Below are 15,681 nucleotides of genomic sequence, written 5' to 3'. Positions count from 1 at the left end.
AAGCGATGGTTATCCACAGAGGCGGTTGTCTTCAGTTTTTAGGCCCTGTTATCAACTGCCCTTAGTGGCAGTTATTCACAGAGCTTAATCCACAGAAAACCGCTGATTCAGTAAATCCGGAGCATGGAAAAACCGCTCAAGCAGAAAGAATCAGCTCGACACTGGAGGGAAATTTAAGAAAAGAAGTGGAACAGACAGGCACGAATGGCCTGTCTGTGGACAACGGAAGGACTATTTACCGATACAGAAGCTGGAAAAGATTCGTCCCAGCAGGTCATCGGAGCTGAATGCACCGGTGATTTCACCCAAAGCGTGTTGAGCCTGCCGCAAATCCTCGGCCAGTAACTCACCGGCCCCCGCCAGGGTCAGCTGTGCACGTCCATGCTCGAGAGAAGCACTGGCATGGCGCAACGCTTCAAGGTGACGCCTGCGAGCACTGAAGCTGCTTTCCGACGTATGTTCGTAGCCCATGCAGGCTTTGAGGTGGTCGCGCAGCAATTCCAGCCCCTCGCCGGCAGACCTGGCACTGAGGCTGATGGTGACGTGGCCATCTTCGCTGACCTCCAGGGCAATGGCTTCGCCCGTGAGGTCAGCCTTGTTACGGATCAACGTAACCTTGGCCGGGTCCGGGCGGGTTTCGAGAAACTCCGGCCACAACGCGAAGGGATCAAGCGCTTCCGGTGCGGCGGCATCGACCACCAACAACACCCGATCTGCTTCGCCGATGGCTTTCAATGCGCGTTCGACGCCGATTTTTTCCACTTGATCATCGGTGTCACGCAGGCCTGCGGTATCAACCACGTGCAACGGCATGCCGTCGATGTGGATATGTTCGCGAAGAATGTCGCGGGTGGTGCCGGCAATCTCGGTCACGATGGCGGCCTCACGACCTGCCAGCGCATTCAGCAGGCTGGATTTTCCGGCATTCGGCCGGCCGGCAATCACCACGGTCATACCGTCACGCAGCAAGGCACCCTGCCCGGCTTCTCGAAGTACGGTGGATAACTCGTCGCGCACTTTATCGAGCATGCTCAACACATGGCCATCGGCAAGGAAGTCGATTTCCTCTTCCGGGAAGTCGATGGCCGCTTCGACATAGATCCGCAGGCCGATCAGCTGTTCGGTGAGGTTATGCACACGATCGGAGAATGCACCCTGTAAGGAACGCAGTGCATTTCGTGCAGCCTGTGCAGAACTTGCCTCGATCAAGTCAGCGATGGCCTCGGCCTGGGCCAGGTCGAGTTTGTCGTTGAGGAAGGCGCGCTCGCTGAACTCACCCGGCCGGGCCAGACGGCAGCCCAGTTCCAGGCAACGTTTGAGCAGCATATCCAGAACAACCGGGCCGCCATGGCCCTGGAGTTCCAGCACATCTTCGCCAGTGAACGAGTTCGGTCCCGGGAAATACAAGGCGATGCCTTGGTCCAGTACCTCTTCGTTTTTACCGAGGAACGGGCCGTAGTGGGCGAATCGCGGTTTCAGTTCACGACCGCTGAAGGCCTTGGCCGCAACGCTTGCCAGAGGCCCGGAAATACGGACGATACCCACACCGCCGCGACCTTGAGCGGTGGCGACGGCAGCGATGGTTTCACGAGGAGCGCTCATAAACCGGAATCCAGACAAAAGTGACAGATAGCAAAACGCCCCACTAGGGGGCGTTTTGAGTGGTTATCCACAGAGTAAGTTACGCCTCGGCTTTTTTGGTAGCCGCTTCGATCTTACGCGTGATGTACCACTGTTGGGCGATGGACAGGCAGTTGTTCACTACCCAGTACAGCACCAGACCAGCCGGGAACCACAGGAAGAAGAAGGTGAAGATGATTGGCATCATTTTCATGACCTTCGCCTGCATCGGATCCGGAGGAGTCGGGTTCAACTGCTGCTGGATGAACATGGTTGCACCCATGATGATCGGCAGAATGAAGAACGGATCCTTGATCGACAGGTCGGTAATCCACAGCATGAACGGCGCTTGGCGCATTTCAACGCTTTCCAGCAGAACCCAGTACAGCGAAAGGAAAACCGGCATCTGCACGAGGATCGGCAAGCAGCCGCCCAGCGGATTGATCTTCTCTTTCTTGTACAGCTCCATCATGGACTGCGACATTTTCTGCCGGTCGTCACCATGTTGCTCTTTCAGCGCAGCCAGTTTCGGTGCCACTGCACGCATGCGCGCCATGGATTTGTAGCTGGCAGCCGACAGCGGGAAGAAGATCCCTTTGATCAGCATGGTCAGGAAGATGATCGACCAGCCCCAGTTACCGACGATGGCGTGGATGTGTCCCAGCAGCCAGAAGATTGGCTGGGCAATGAACCACAGAATGCCGTAGTCGACGGTCAGTTCCAGACCTGGGGACAACTCTTTCAGCACGGCCTGGCTTTTCGGACCGGCGTAGAGAACAGCGCTGGTTTCGGCTTTTGCACCTGGCGCAACACTCATTGCCGGGCCGGTATAACCGATGATGTAGTTGCCTTTGCTGTCTTTACGGGTCTGGACGACGTTGTTTTCGCCCTTCGCCGGAATCCACGCGGTCACGAAGTAGTGTTGCAACCACGCAACCCAACCACCACTGACGGTTTCCTTCAACTGAGCCTTGTCCATGTCCTTCATGGACACTTTCTTGTACGGCTCGTTACTTGTCCACAGGGCAGCGCCCAAGTAAGTCGCGGTACCGGTGGCGGTGGTTGAGGAAGGATCGCCGCTGGCGTCACGCTTCAGTTGCGCGAACATCGCACCAGACCAGGGCTGTGCGCTCTGGTTGTCGATCAGGTAGGAAACGGTTACGTCATACAGGCCACGTTTCAGCGTGAAACGTTTGATGTAGTTGACGCCATCCTTGCTGAACTTGAGGTCCACGACCAATTGGTCCTGACCGTCAGCCAGTTGATAAGTCTTCTTCTCCGAAGAGTAAACCGGACGACCGGCCGGGCTTGCATCCGGGCCGTTGGTACCGATCAGACCGCTTTGCGCCAGGTAAGTCAGTTCACCGCCGTTATCGAACAGCTGGAACGGAATTTCCGGATGGTCTTGACGACGTGGATACAGCGGCAACTTCAACTGGGCGACATCGCCACCTTGTGGATCGATAGCCAGATCGAGCACATCCGTTTTGATCTGGATGAGATCTTTGCCGGCAGCTACCGGCGTTTCGGCAGGTGCAGTGGCACTGGTATCGCTTGCGGCGCGTGGAATGTCGTCACTGACAGAAGCATTATTGCCAGTCGCCGTATCCGGTAGGCCCGGTGCGGTAGTACTGGAAGCAACATTCTGAGTCGGCAGGGCAGCCTGGCCATAGTCCTGGTTCCATTTAAGAACCATAACGTAGGACACGATTGCCAGGGCGACGATCAGGATCGTGCGTTTGATATCCATGATTACTCGGCCATCGAAGAAGAACGGGAGGTAGGGATAGGTGGAACCGGGTCATAACCACCGGGATTCCACGGATGACAGCGACCTAAACGACGAAAGGTCAGCCAGCCACCGCGCAGAAGGCCATGATTTTCTATGGCTTCATACGCGTAGCAGGAACAACTGGGGTAGAAACGACAGTGACTGGCCATCAGGGGACTAATGGCATAGCGATAAAACTGGATCGGAACGAGTGCCAGTTTACGCATCGGGACTGTCTACCCCTACAGTTTCGGTTTTGACTGCTGGTACCGGCGTGCTGCGTGCCAGACGCTTCCAGAGTTTGCCGAAATGCTGAATCAATTCGGGGTTTTCTACGTCACCCAAACCTTTGCGCGCGACGATAACGATGTCCCAGCCGGCCAGTGAATCCTGGTTCAGACGGAACGATTCGCGCATCAGACGTTTGAGGCGATTGCGCTCGACGGAGAGCTTTACGCTCTTTTTCCCGATAACCAGCCCGAGACGGGGGTGATCAAGATCGTTGTTGCGCGCAAGGAGCAAGAGATTTTTCCCCGGAACCTTGCCGGTAGGGGAGTCAAAGACTGCCTTGAAATGCCGGGGAGTAAGCAGACGCTTTTCCCGACTGAAGTCCTGACTCACCTCCAGTGCCGGATTATCAAACTGCCAGACGCGCACGACCTTTGGCGCGACGACGCGACAGGACGGCACGACCGTTCTTGGTAGCCATGCGAGCACGGAAACCGTGGGTACGAGCGCGTTTGATAGTGCTTGGTTGGAAAGTACGTTTCATTGTCGTGTTACCTGGTTCGTCCACAACGGGCCGGAATGGCCCCCGTTTTAAGAGACCGGGGATTCTAGAGAAAGCAAGCCTCTAGGTCAATTTCCAACCAGCGTTTCCTTATAAATAGATCTCCAGACGTTTTCTGGCGGGCAGGACCTTTGCTAGATATAGAAATAAAGAAGGAAAGTATTTAAAGCTTTTCTGTAAAGCTTATAAAAGCAAGGGTCACGATCATCTGTGGATAACTGCATTTAGCCCTTATAATCCGTGATGTACAGAGAATGACAACTACGGTGGAAAACGGTGGTCAGCCTGTGCTGCGCTGTCGGATAACCTGTGTGTGAAAGGGGTACTTATCCACAAGCCAGTTACCCACCGGGTTTCGCCCCCACTTGTACAACGACCTTAGACCCGGTTATCCACAGAGCTTATGCACAGACCATTGGTCGTCTTTTTTGCGTATAAAACGTTGATTCTTCTTCCTCAGTGATCAACCTACGTGTGGATAAGTCGGCGTCTGGTCGCTACAATGGCCGCTTGTTTTTGCCTCACCGGCTTTCAACTTAGGGGATATCCGTGTCAGTGGAACTTTGGCAGCAGTGCGTGGAGCTTTTGCGCGATGAGCTGCCTGCCCAACAATTCAACACTTGGATCCGTCCACTACAGGTCGAAGCCGAAGGCGACGAGTTGCGTGTCTACGCACCGAATCGTTTTGTTCTCGACTGGGTCAATGAAAAGTACCTGGGCCGCGTCCTTGAACTGCTGGATGAGCATGGCAATGGTATAGCGCCGGTGCTGTCCTTATTAATAGGCAGCAAACGCAGTTCGGCACCGCGTGCCGCCCCGAATGCTCCGTTGGCCGCTGCTGCGTCCCAGGCACAGGCTGCTCAAGCGCCGATCAGCGCTCCGACGCCAGCCCCGGCCACCACACACACCAAGCGTGCGACGCAAAAAATTGTCGAGGTCAGTGAAGAGCCATCGCGTGATAGCTTCGACCCGATGGCCGGTGCCAGCTCGCAACAGGCCCCGGTTCGCTCAGAGCAACGCACTGTGCAGGTTGAAGGTGCGCTCAAGCACACCAGCTATTTGAACCGCACCTTCACTTTCGAAAACTTCGTAGAAGGCAAGTCCAACCAACTGGCCCGGGCTGCTGCCTGGCAAGTGGCGGACAACCCCAAGCACGGTTACAACCCGTTGTTCCTTTATGGTGGCGTCGGCTTGGGTAAAACCCACTTGATGCATGCTGTGGGTAACCACCTGTTAAAGAAGAATCCGAATGCCAAGGTGGTATACCTGCATTCCGAGCGTTTCGTGGCAGACATGGTCAAGGCGTTGCAGCTGAACGCAATCAACGAGTTCAAGCGCTTCTACCGTTCGGTGGATGCGTTGCTGATCGATGACATTCAGTTCTTCGCCCGCAAGGAACGTTCCCAGGAAGAGTTTTTCCACACCTTCAATGCCCTGCTTGAAGGTGGCCAGCAGGTCATTCTCACCAGTGACCGCTACCCGAAAGAAATCGAAGGCCTTGAAGAGCGCCTCAAATCCCGTTTCGGCTGGGGCCTGACGGTTGCCGTCGAGCCGCCGGAGCTGGAAACCCGCGTAGCGATCCTGATGAAGAAGGCCGACCAGGCCAAAGTCGATCTGCCACACGATGCCGCGTTCTTCATTGCCCAACGTATTCGTTCCAACGTCCGTGAGCTGGAAGGCGCGTTGAAACGCGTGATCGCCCACTCGCACTTCATGGGCCGCGATATCACCATCGAGCTGATCCGCGAATCCCTGAAAGACCTGTTGGCACTGCAAGACAAACTGGTCTCTGTGGATAACATTCAGCGCACCGTCGCCGAGTACTACAAGATCAAGATCTCCGACTTGCTGTCCAAGCGTCGTTCGCGCTCGGTAGCTCGTCCGCGTCAGGTTGCCATGGCGTTGTCCAAAGAGTTGACTAACCACAGCCTGCCGGAAATCGGCGATGTGTTTGGCGGCCGCGACCACACGACTGTTTTGCACGCCTGCCGCAAGATCAACGAACTTAAGGAATCCGACGCGGACATCCGCGAGGACTACAAGAACCTGCTGCGTACACTGACCACTTGATGAACTCCAGCGCAGCTTATTAAGGCAAGGGACTAGACCATGCATTTCACCATTCAACGCGAAGCCCTGTTGAAACCCCTGCAACTGGTCGCAGGCGTCGTCGAGCGCCGACAGACCTTGCCGGTGCTCTCCAACGTGCTGCTGGTTGTCGAAGGCCAGCAACTGTCGCTGACCGGTACCGACCTGGAAGTCGAGCTGGTAGGTCGTGTACAACTCGAAGAGCCTGCGGATCCGGGTTCCATCACTGTGCCTGCGCGCAAGCTGATGGACATCTGCAAGAGCTTGCCGAACGATGCGCTGATCGACATCAAGGTCGACGAGCAAAAGCTTGTCGTGAAGGCCGGCCGTAGCCGCTTCACACTATCGACCTTGCCGGCCAACGATTTCCCGACTGTCGAAGAAGGCCCGGGCTCGCTGACCTGCAGCCTGGAGCAAAGCAAACTGCGTCGTCTGATCGAACGCACCAGCTTCGCGATGGCCCAGCAGGACGTGCGTTACTACCTGAACGGCATGCTGCTGGAAGTCTCGGCCGGGATCATCCGTGCGGTGGCCACCGACGGTCACCGTCTGGCCATGTGCTCGATGCAGGCCGATATCGGTCAGCCGGATCGCCACCAGGTCATCGTTCCGCGCAAGGGTATCCTTGAGCTGGCCCGCCTGCTGACTGAGCCGGACGGCATCGTCAGCATTGTGCTCGGTCAACACCACATCCGCGCCACCACCGGCGAATTCACGTTCACCTCGAAACTGGTCGACGGTAAATTCCCGGACTACGAGCGCGTGCTGCCAAAAGGTGGCGACAAGCTGGTACTCGGCGACCGTCAGGCCCTGCGTGAAGCGTTTAGCCGTACCGCCATTCTGTCCAACGAGAAGTACCGCGGTATTCGTTTGCAACTGGCCAACGGTCAGCTGAAGATCCAGGCGAACAACCCGGAACAGGAAGAAGCGGAAGAAGAAGTGGGCGTTGAGTACAACGGCGGCAATCTGGAAATCGGCTTTAACGTGAGCTACTTGCTCGACGTGTTGGGCGTGATGACCACCGAGCAGGTTCGCCTGATCCTGTCCGACTCCAACAGCAGCGCGCTGGTGCAAGAGTCCGACAACGACGACTCGGCCTACGTCGTCATGCCGATGCGTCTGTAATCATGCTCAGCAGAAGCTAGATGTCCTTAAGTCGCGTCTCGGTCACCGCGGTGCGCAATCTGCACCCGGTGACCTTCTCCCCCTCCCCCCGAATCAACATTCTTTACGGCGCCAACGGCAGCGGCAAAACCAGTGTTCTGGAAGCCATTCATCTGTTGGGGCTTGCCCGTTCGTTTCGTAGCAGCCGCCTGTTGCCGGTCATTCAGTATGAGCAATTGGCGTGCACGGTGTTTGGCAAAGTTGAATTGGCTGAGGGCGGGCACAGTGCCTTGGGGATATCTCGAGACCGCCAAGGGGAGTTCCAGATCCGCATCGACGGTCAGAATGCCCGTAGCGCGGCGCAACTGGCTGAGATCTTGCCACTGCAGTTGATCAACCCCGACAGCTTCCGTCTGCTGGAAGGCGCGCCGAAGATTCGACGGCAGTTTCTCGACTGGGGTGTGTTCCACGTGGAACCGCGATTCATGTCCACTTGGCAGCGCTTGCAGAAGGCCCTGCGCCAGAGAAACTCTTGGCTGCGGCATGGTACACTTGACGCCGTTTCGCAAGCGGTTTGGGACAGGGAACTGTGCCAAGCCAGCGCTGAAATCGATGAATACCGCCGCGCTTACATCAAAGCCTTGAAACCAGTCTTTGAACAGACCTTGAGCGAATTGGTTGAGCTTGAGGGCTTAACGCTCAGCTATTACCGAGGTTGGGACAAAGACCGCGAGTTGAGTGCTGTACTCGCCGGATCCCTTCAGCGGGATCAGCAAATGGGCCATACCCAGGCTGGACCACAACGTGCTGATTTGCGTCTTAGATTGGGCGCACATAACGCCGCGGACATTCTGTCCCGCGGTCAGCAGAAGTTGGTGGTGTGTGCACTGCGGATTGCCCAGGGGCATTTGGTCAGCCAGGCCCGGCGCGGCCAGTGTATTTATCTGGTGGATGATTTGCCGTCCGAACTGGACGAGCACCATCGTCGCGCGCTTTGCCGCTTGCTGGAAGACTTACGCTGCCAGGTCTTTATCACCTGTGTAGATCACGAATTATTGAGGGAAGGCTGGCAGACGGAAACGCCAGTCGCTCTGTTCCACGTGGAACAGGGCCGTATCACCCAGACCCACGACCATCGGGAGTGAAGGCATTGAGCGAAGAAAATACGTACGACTCAACGAGCATTAAAGTGCTGAAAGGCCTGGATGCCGTACGCAAACGTCCCGGTATGTACATTGGTGACACCGACGATGGCAGCGGTCTGCACCACATGGTGTTCGAGGTGGTCGATAACTCGATCGACGAAGCTTTGGCCGGCCATTGCGACGACATCAGTATCATCATCCACCCGGACGAATCCATCACCGTTCGCGACAACGGTCGTGGCATCCCGGTAGACGTACACAAAGAAGAAGGCGTCTCGGCGGCCGAGGTCATCATGACCGTGCTGCACGCCGGCGGTAAGTTCGACGACAACTCCTACAAAGTATCCGGCGGTCTGCACGGTGTAGGTGTGTCGGTTGTGAACGCCCTGTCCGAAGAGTTGGTTTTGACTGTTCGCCGCAGCGGTAAGATCTGGGAACAGACTTACATACACGGTGTGCCGAAAGAGCCGATGAAAATCGTCGGCGAGAGCGAAACGACCGGTACCCAGATTCACTTCAAGCCGTCCGATCTGACTTTCAAGAACATCCACTTCAGCTGGGACATCCTGGCCAAGCGGATTCGCGAACTGTCCTTCCTCAACTCCGGTGTCGGCATCGTCCTCAAGGATGAGCGCAGCGGCAAGGAAGAACTGTTCAAGTACGAAGGCGGCCTGCGTGCGTTCGTTGAATACCTGAACACCAACAAGACTCCGGTCAACCAGGTGTTCCACTTCAACATCCAGCGTGAAGACGGCATCGGCGTGGAAATCGCCCTGCAGTGGAACGACAGCTTCAACGAGAACCTGTTGTGCTTCACCAACAATATTCCGCAACGCGACGGTGGCACTCACTTGGTGGGTTTCCGCTCCGCACTGACACGTAACCTGAACACCTACATTGAAGCGGAAGGTCTGGCGAAGAAGCACAAAGTCGCGACCACCGGTGATGACGCCCGTGAAGGCCTGACCGCGATCATCTCGGTGAAGGTGCCGGATCCGAAGTTCAGCTCCCAGACTAAAGACAAGCTGGTTTCTTCCGAAGTGAAGACCGCGGTCGAACAGGAAATGGGCAAGTACTTCTCCGACTTCCTGCTGGAAAACCCGAACGAAGCCAAGCTGGTCGTCGGCAAGATGATCGACGCGGCTCGCGCTCGTGAAGCGGCACGTAAAGCCCGTGAGATGACCCGTCGCAAAGGCGCACTGGATATCGCCGGTCTGCCGGGCAAGCTGGCTGACTGCCAGGAAAAAGACCCTGCCCTCTCCGAACTGTACCTCGTGGAAGGTGACTCTGCTGGCGGCTCCGCCAAGCAGGGACGCAATCGTAGAACCCAGGCCATCCTGCCGTTGAAGGGCAAGATCCTGAACGTCGAGAAGGCGCGCTTCGACAAGATGATCTCTTCGCAAGAAGTGGGCACCTTGATCACCGCGCTGGGCTGCGGTATTGGCCGCGACGAATACAACATCGACAAGCTGCGTTATCACAACATCATCATCATGACCGATGCTGACGTCGACGGTTCGCACATCCGTACGCTGCTGCTGACCTTCTTCTTCCGTCAGTTGCCGGAGCTGATCGAGCGCGGCTACATCTACATCGCTCAGCCACCGCTGTACAAGGTCAAGAAAGGCAAGCAAGAGCAATACATCAAAGACGATGACGCCATGGAAGAGTACATGACGCAGTCGGCCCTGGAAGACGCGAGCCTGCACCTGAACGAAGAAGCTCCTGGCATTTCCGGTGAGGCGCTTGAGCGTCTGGTGAATGACTTCCGTCTGGTGATGAAGACCCTCAAGCGTTTGTCACGCCTGTACCCGCAGGAGCTGACAGAGCACTTCATTTACCTGCCAGCCGTCAGTCTGGAGCAATTGTCCGATCACGCAGCGATGCAGGATTGGATGGCCCAGTACGAAGTTCGTCTGCGCACTGTCGAGAAGTCCGGCCTGGTCTACAAAGCCAGCCTGCGTGAAGACCGTGAACGTAACGTCTGGCTGCCAGAGGTCGAGTTGATCTCCCACGGCCTGTCGAACTACGTAACGTTCAACCGCGACTTCTTCGGTAGCAACGATTACAAGACTGTTGTCTCTCTGGGCGCTCAATTGAGCACCTTGCTGGACGACGGCGCGTACATCCAGCGTGGCGAACGCAAGAAGCCGGTCACCGAGTTCAAGGAAGCACTTGAATGGCTGATGACCGAAAGCACCAAGCGTCACACCATCCAGCGATACAAAGGTCTGGGTGAGATGAACCCGGATCAGCTGTGGGAAACCACCATGGACCCAAGCCAGCGCCGGATGCTCAAAGTCACCATCGAAGACGCCATTGGCGCGGACCAGATCTTCAACACCCTGATGGGTGATGCGGTCGAACCTCGCCGTGACTTCATCGAAAGCAACGCCCTGGCGGTTTCCAACCTGGATTTCTGATCCTTCGGATTTGCCAAACAAAAAAAGGCCAACGCTCAAGCGTTGGCCTTTTTTATTACCTGTAAGTGCGCTGATACCAATCGAGCCTTCTCATGTTCTACGACTGAAACACCGCTTTCGCAGCCATAAAAAAACCGGCTATATCAGCCGGTTTTTTTACGTCCGAAAAAAACTTATGCACCTTTTTCGGTATTTTATGTTTTTAAGAAATATGTATATAAATCAAAAACATAAAAACTAAATTCGCCAAATGTTAACAAAACGGTACACAGGTTATCCACAGAATCTCAGACAGCGATTTGATCGGTAGCAACGGGGGCTTGCGGTGTGGGTGGAAGCGAGCCCATTTCCCGTTGCATCTGTTCGTTCCAGGCCTGAACCCGGTCGTTCAGCTCGGCGATGGCACGCGGCCCGCTGCCTTCGGCATACATTGGCTCGCCGATGATCACGGTGATGACGCCCTGCTTCTTTGCCCAACCGGTTTTCGGCCAGAATTTGCCGGCATTGTGTGCAATCGGCAGTACGGGAAGTGCCGCGTTGACGGCCAACGCGGTACCACCTCGAGAGAATTTTCCGATGGTGCCGTAAGGAACCCGCGTACCTTCAGGAAAGATCAGTACCCAGACGCCATCTTTCAGCAGCTCATCGCCTTTCTTCGCCACATGTTTGAGCGCGGCTTTCGGGTTGTCGCGGTCGATGGCGATCGGTCGCAGCATGGCCATGGCCCAACCGAAAAACGGAACGTAGAGCAGTTCACGCTTGAGGACCTGGCTCAATGGCTCGAAGTAGGCCGAGAGAAAGAATGTTTCCCAAGTGCTCTGGTGATTCGACTGGATCACGCAGGGCTGGTCGGGCACGTTCTCGGCGCCCTTCACTTCGTAGCTGATGCCCAGAAATACCTTGCTCAGCCACAAGGCGCAACGGCACCAATACACGTTGATAAAACGATAGCGCGCCTTGAACGGCAGAAACGGCGCGATAAAAAAGCTCAGGCTGCACCAGAGCAATGAGCTGGTGCCCAGCAGCAGGTAAAAGAGGAAGGATCTGATGGCCTGCAGTATCGACATGGCGACATTTACCGTTGCGGGCACTGCCCGCCTATTCAAGCGTACTCCCGATCAATCCTTGGCCAGGAAAAAATCGAAGCACTCTAATTGTGGATAAGTTCTGCGGCAATCGCCGCCAGATCGTCAAAAATCAAGGTGCCTACCGGTAGGGTCTTGCCCTGAGTCTTTTCGCCTTTCCCGGTCTTTACCAAAACTGGCTGAGAATCGACGGCTTTGGCGGCTTCCAGGTCACCGAGAGTATCGCCGACGAACCATAGATTCGTCAGCGATACGTTGTAATGGGCGGCGATGGTTTTCAACATCCCGGGTTTTGGCTTGCGGCAATCGCAGCCATCGTCCGGCCCGTGGGGGCAATAGACGATCAGCCCGACTTCACCGCCCTGCTCGGCCACAAGCCAACGCAAACGCTCGTGCATGGCGTCCAGGGTGGCGATGTCGTAATAGCCGCGAGCGATGCCCGACTGGTTGGTAGCGACTGCTACCGTCCAGCCGGCCTTGCTCAACTGCGCGATGGCTTCGATCGAACCCGGGAGCGGAATCCACTCCTCCACCGACTTGATGTAAGCGTCGGAGTCGTAATTGATCACTCCGTCTCGATCGAGAATCAGCAGTTTCAAACAGTTTTACCCCAGCAACGAAATATCGGCGACGCCAAGGAACAAGCCACGCAGACGCGCCAGCAGCGCATAGCGATTGGCACGCACCTTGGCATCTTCAGCGTTGACCATCACCGCTTCGAAGAACGCATCCACCGGCTCGCGCAAGGCAGCCAGACGCGCCAGCGATTCGCTGTACTGACGCGCAGCGGCCATCGGCTGTACAGCCTGATCAGCCTGCTGAATCGCTGAGTACAGGGAGAACTCGTTGGCGTTGTCGAAGTACTTGGCTTCAACGACCGAAGGCACCGAACCTTCAACCTTGCTCAACAGGTTCGAAACACGCTTGTTCACCGCAGCCAGGGCAGCAGCTTCCGGCAATTTGCGGAAGGCCTCTACCGCTTGTACGCGCTGGTCGAAGTCCAGCGCCGAGCCCGGCTTCAGGGCACGGACGGACAGGTAGGTTGCCACGTCGACACCTTCGTCTTCGTAACGGGCACGCAGACGGTCGAACACGAACTCAAGCACCGAATCGGCCAGGCCGGCGGCCTTGACCTTGGCACCGAACGCATTCACGGCGAAGGCCACGGCGTCGTTCAGGTCGAGGTCGAGCTTCTTGTCGATCAGGATGCGCAACACGCCGAGTGCAGCACGGCGCAGTGCGTACGGGTCTTTGCTACCGGTTGGCAGCATGCCGATGCCGAAAATACCGACCAGGGTGTCGAGTTTGTCCGCGATGGCCACGGCCGCACCGGTCAAAGTAGTCGGCAGTTCAGCGCCGGCACCGCGTGGCATGTATTGCTCGTTGAGCGCCAGGGCGACTTCTTCCGGTTCGCCGTCGTTGAGGGCGTAGTAGTAACCGGCGACACCTTGCATCTCCGGGAACTCGCCGACCATCTCGGTCGCCAGGTCGCACTTGGACAGCAGGCCGGCGCGGGAAGCCCACGCTGCGTTGCCGCCAATGCGCTGAGCGATGAACGCGGCGAGTTTGGAAACGCGCTCGGCCTTGTCGTAGACGCTGCCGAGTTTTTCCTGGAACACCACGTTTTGCAGACGCAGGTTGAAGTCTTCGAGTTTCTGCTTCTTGTCTTGCTTGAAGAAGAACTCGGCGTCGGTCAGGCGCGGGCGAACCACTTTCTCGTTACCGGCGATGATCTGTTGTGGGTCTTTGCTTTCGATGTTGGCCACGGTAATGAAACGTGGCAGCAACTTGCCGTCGGCATCCAGCAGGCAGAAGTACTTCTGGTTGTCCTGCATGGTGGTAATCAGGGCTTCTTGCGGCACGTCGAGGAAACGTTCTTCGAACGAGCACACCAGCGGCACCGGCCATTCAACCAGTGCAGTCACTTCGTCGAGCAGGGCTGGTGGCACGATCGCCGTTCCTTCCTGCATCGTTGCCAGCTCTTCGGTGCGCTTGCTGATCAGCTCGCGACGCTCGTTGGCATCGGCCAGTACGTAAGCGGCACGCAGGTCCGTCAGGTAGTTGGCCGGCGAGGTGATGCGCACGTTTTCCGGATGATGGAAGCGGTGACCACGGGAATCGCGGCCGGCCTTCTGGGCGAGGATCGTGCAATCGATGACCTGGTCACCGAGCAGCATCACCAGCCACTGCGTCGGGCGAACGAATTCTTCTTTGCGAGCACCCCAGCGCATGCGCTTGGGAATCGGCAGGTCGTTCAGGGAATCTTCGACGATGGTCGGCAGCAGGCTCGCGGTTGGCTTGCCGGCGATGCTTTGGCTGTAGCGCAGTTTCGGGCCGCTCTGATCGATTTCGCTCAGGTCGACGCCGCACTTCTTGGCAAAGCCCAGTGCCGCTTGAGTCGGGTTGCCGTCGGCATCGAAGGCGGCCTGACGTGGCGGGCCGTCGAGGTTGATGCTGCGATCCGGCTGCTGAGTAGCCAGCGAGGTAATCAGCACCGCCAGACGACGTGGCGCGGCGTAGACGGTTTTGGTCTCGTAGTTCAGGCCAGCGGCTTGCAGGCCCTTGTCGATACCGGCCAGGAACGCATCGGCCAGGGTGTTCAGGGCTTTGGGTGGCAGTTCTTCGGTGCCCAGTTCAACCAGAAAATCTTGAGCACTCATTGTGCAGCCTCCAGCTTGGCCAGTACTTCATCACGCAGGTCCGGGGTCGCCATCGGGAAGCCCAGCTTGGCGCGAGCCAGCAGGTAGGCTTGTGCAACGGAACGCGCCAGGGTGCGGACACGCAGAATGTATTGCTGACGCGCAGTCACCGAGATCGCCCGGCGCGCATCCAGCAGGTTGAAAGTATGGGAGGCCTTCAACACCATTTCGTAGCTCGGCAACGGCAGCGGCTGGTCGAGTTCGATCAGGCGCTTGGCTTCGCTTTCGTAGAAATCGAACAGTTCGAACAGCTTCTCGACGTTGGCGTGTTCGAAGTTGTAGGTCGACTGTTCCACTTCGTTCTGGTGGAACACGTCGCCGTAGGTCACCTTGCCGAACGGACCGTCAGCCCAGACCAGGTCGTAGACCGAGTCCACGCCCTGCAGGTACATGGCCAGACGCTCGAGACCGTAAGTGATCTCGCCGGTCACCGGGTAGCACTCGATGCCGCCCGCTTGCTGGAAGTAAGTGAACTGCGTCACTTCCATGCCGTTCAGCCAGACTTCCCAGCCGAGACCCCAGGCGCCCAGCGTCGGCGATTCCCAGTTGTCTTCAACGAAGCGGATGTCGTGGACCAACGGGTCCAGACCAACATGCTTGAGGGAGCCCAGGTACAGTTCCTGGAAGTTGTCCGGGTTCGGCTTCAGGACGACCTGGAACTGATAGTAGTGCTGCAGACGGTTCGGGTTTTCGCCGTAGCGGCCGTCAGTCGGGCGACGACTGGGCTGCACATAAGCGGCGTTCCAGGTTTCCGGGCCAATGGCGCGCAGAAACGTGGCAGTGTGGAAAGTCCCGGCGCCTACTTCCATATCGTAGGGCTGAAGTACCACGCAACCTTGCTCGGCCCAGTATTGCTGGAGGGCGAGGATCAAGTCTTGGAAGGTACGCACGGCTGGCGTAGGCTGGCTCACGAAATTCACCTGTTTCTTGGGCTGCGATTTAAAGAGCGGGAGTAT

Annotated in this window: 13 protein-coding genes; 4 read left to right on the top strand and 9 right to left on the bottom strand. The window is 57.0% G+C overall.

Features of this window, described 5'->3' with window-relative positions; genetic code table 11:
- Positions 1–231: 231 nt before the first annotated feature.
- The 5 genes from mnmE to rpmH form a co-directional block, all read right to left on the bottom strand.
- Positions 232–1,602: a tRNA uridine-5-carboxymethylaminomethyl(34) synthesis GTPase MnmE gene (mnmE, locus tag ACYZUD_RS23950; RefSeq protein WP_462020451.1), complete on the bottom strand. Its 1,371-nt coding sequence runs from the start codon at positions 1,600–1,602 to the stop codon at positions 232–234.
- 79 nt (positions 1,603–1,681) lie between these two features.
- Complete coding sequence (gene yidC, locus ACYZUD_RS23945; RefSeq protein WP_462020450.1) at positions 1,682–3,370, bottom strand: membrane protein insertase YidC; 1,689 nt, start codon at positions 3,368–3,370, stop codon at positions 1,682–1,684.
- Between the two features lie 2 nt (positions 3,371–3,372).
- Positions 3,373–3,618 (bottom strand): membrane protein insertion efficiency factor YidD, encoded by a 246-nt coding sequence (gene yidD, locus ACYZUD_RS23940; protein WP_010465488.1) that lies wholly within the window; start codon positions 3,616–3,618, stop codon positions 3,373–3,375.
- Complete coding sequence (gene rnpA, locus ACYZUD_RS23935; protein ID WP_031319201.1) at positions 3,611–4,012, bottom strand: ribonuclease P protein component; 402 nt, start codon at positions 4,010–4,012, stop codon at positions 3,611–3,613. The genes yidD and rnpA overlap by 8 nt, the downstream gene beginning before the upstream one ends.
- A gap of 16 nt (positions 4,013–4,028) precedes the next feature.
- Positions 4,029–4,163, bottom strand: a complete 135-nt coding sequence (gene rpmH / locus ACYZUD_RS23930; protein WP_003213577.1) for a 50S ribosomal protein L34 — start codon at positions 4,161–4,163, stop codon at positions 4,029–4,031.
- Positions 4,164–4,730: 567 nt separating this feature from the next.
- Between rpmH and dnaA the strand changes: the two genes are divergently transcribed.
- The 4 genes from dnaA to gyrB are packed head-to-tail and all read left to right on the top strand — an operon-like array spanning position 4,731 to position 10,941.
- On the top strand, positions 4,731–6,251 hold the full coding sequence (gene dnaA / locus ACYZUD_RS23925; protein ID WP_462020449.1) for a chromosomal replication initiator protein DnaA: 1,521 nt from the start codon (positions 4,731–4,733) through the stop codon (positions 6,249–6,251).
- 39 nt (positions 6,252–6,290) lie between these two features.
- Entirely contained in the window at positions 6,291–7,394 is a 1,104-nt protein-coding gene (gene dnaN / locus ACYZUD_RS23920) for a DNA polymerase III subunit beta (protein WP_017341709.1), read from the top strand.
- Positions 7,395–7,414: 20 nt separating this feature from the next.
- Positions 7,415–8,518: a DNA replication/repair protein RecF gene (gene recF / locus ACYZUD_RS23915; RefSeq protein ID WP_462020448.1), complete on the top strand. Its 1,104-nt coding sequence runs from the start codon at positions 7,415–7,417 to the stop codon at positions 8,516–8,518.
- Positions 8,519–8,523: 5 nt separating this feature from the next.
- Positions 8,524–10,941 (top strand): DNA topoisomerase (ATP-hydrolyzing) subunit B, encoded by a 2,418-nt coding sequence (gyrB, locus tag ACYZUD_RS23910; RefSeq protein WP_462020447.1) that lies wholly within the window; start codon positions 8,524–8,526, stop codon positions 10,939–10,941.
- A 287-nt stretch (positions 10,942–11,228) separates the two neighbouring features.
- Here gyrB and ACYZUD_RS23905 read toward each other — a convergent pair whose 3' ends face one another.
- The 4 genes from ACYZUD_RS23905 to glyQ form a co-directional block, all read right to left on the bottom strand.
- A complete protein-coding gene (locus ACYZUD_RS23905) occupies positions 11,229–12,008 on the bottom strand; it encodes a lysophospholipid acyltransferase family protein (RefSeq protein ID WP_462020446.1) in 780 nt (259 codons plus the stop codon).
- Between the two features lie 83 nt (positions 12,009–12,091).
- A complete protein-coding gene (gene gmhB / locus ACYZUD_RS23900; protein ID WP_462020445.1) occupies positions 12,092–12,625 on the bottom strand; it encodes a D-glycero-beta-D-manno-heptose 1,7-bisphosphate 7-phosphatase in 534 nt (177 codons plus the stop codon).
- Between the two features lie 6 nt (positions 12,626–12,631).
- Entirely contained in the window at positions 12,632–14,686 is a 2,055-nt protein-coding gene (gene glyS / locus ACYZUD_RS23895) for a glycine--tRNA ligase subunit beta (RefSeq protein ID WP_462020444.1), read from the bottom strand.
- Positions 14,683–15,636 carry a glycine--tRNA ligase subunit alpha gene (gene glyQ / locus ACYZUD_RS23890; protein WP_003213601.1) on the bottom strand — a complete coding sequence of 318 codons (954 nt, stop codon included), beginning with the start codon at positions 15,634–15,636 and terminating at the stop codon, positions 14,683–14,685. The genes glyS and glyQ overlap by 4 nt, the downstream gene beginning before the upstream one ends.
- Between the last annotated feature and the right edge of the window lie 45 nt (positions 15,637–15,681).

Source organism: Pseudomonas sp. XS1P51 (genome assembly GCF_054897845.1).
This window is presented reverse-complemented; position numbering and strand designations above follow the sequence as displayed.

Coding starts and splice junctions, on each gene's coding strand:
- mnmE (WP_462020451.1), bottom strand. CDS start 1,602: ATGAGCGCTCCTCGTGAAACCATCGCTGCCGTCGCCACCGCTCAAGGT.
- yidC (WP_462020450.1), bottom strand. CDS start 3,370: ATGGATATCAAACGCACGATCCTGATCGTCGCCCTGGCAATCGTGTCC.
- yidD (WP_010465488.1), bottom strand. CDS start 3,618: ATGCGTAAACTGGCACTCGTTCCGATCCAGTTTTATCGCTATGCCATT.
- rpmH (WP_003213577.1), bottom strand. CDS start 4,163: ATGAAACGTACTTTCCAACCAAGCACTATCAAACGCGCTCGTACCCAC.
- dnaN (WP_017341709.1), top strand. CDS start 6,291: ATGCATTTCACCATTCAACGCGAAGCCCTGTTGAAACCCCTGCAACTG.
- recF (WP_462020448.1), top strand. CDS start 7,415: ATGTCCTTAAGTCGCGTCTCGGTCACCGCGGTGCGCAATCTGCACCCG.
- ACYZUD_RS23905 (WP_462020446.1), bottom strand. CDS start 12,008: ATGTCGATACTGCAGGCCATCAGATCCTTCCTCTTTTACCTGCTGCTG.
- glyS (WP_462020444.1), bottom strand. CDS start 14,686: ATGAGTGCTCAAGATTTTCTGGTTGAACTGGGCACCGAAGAACTGCCA.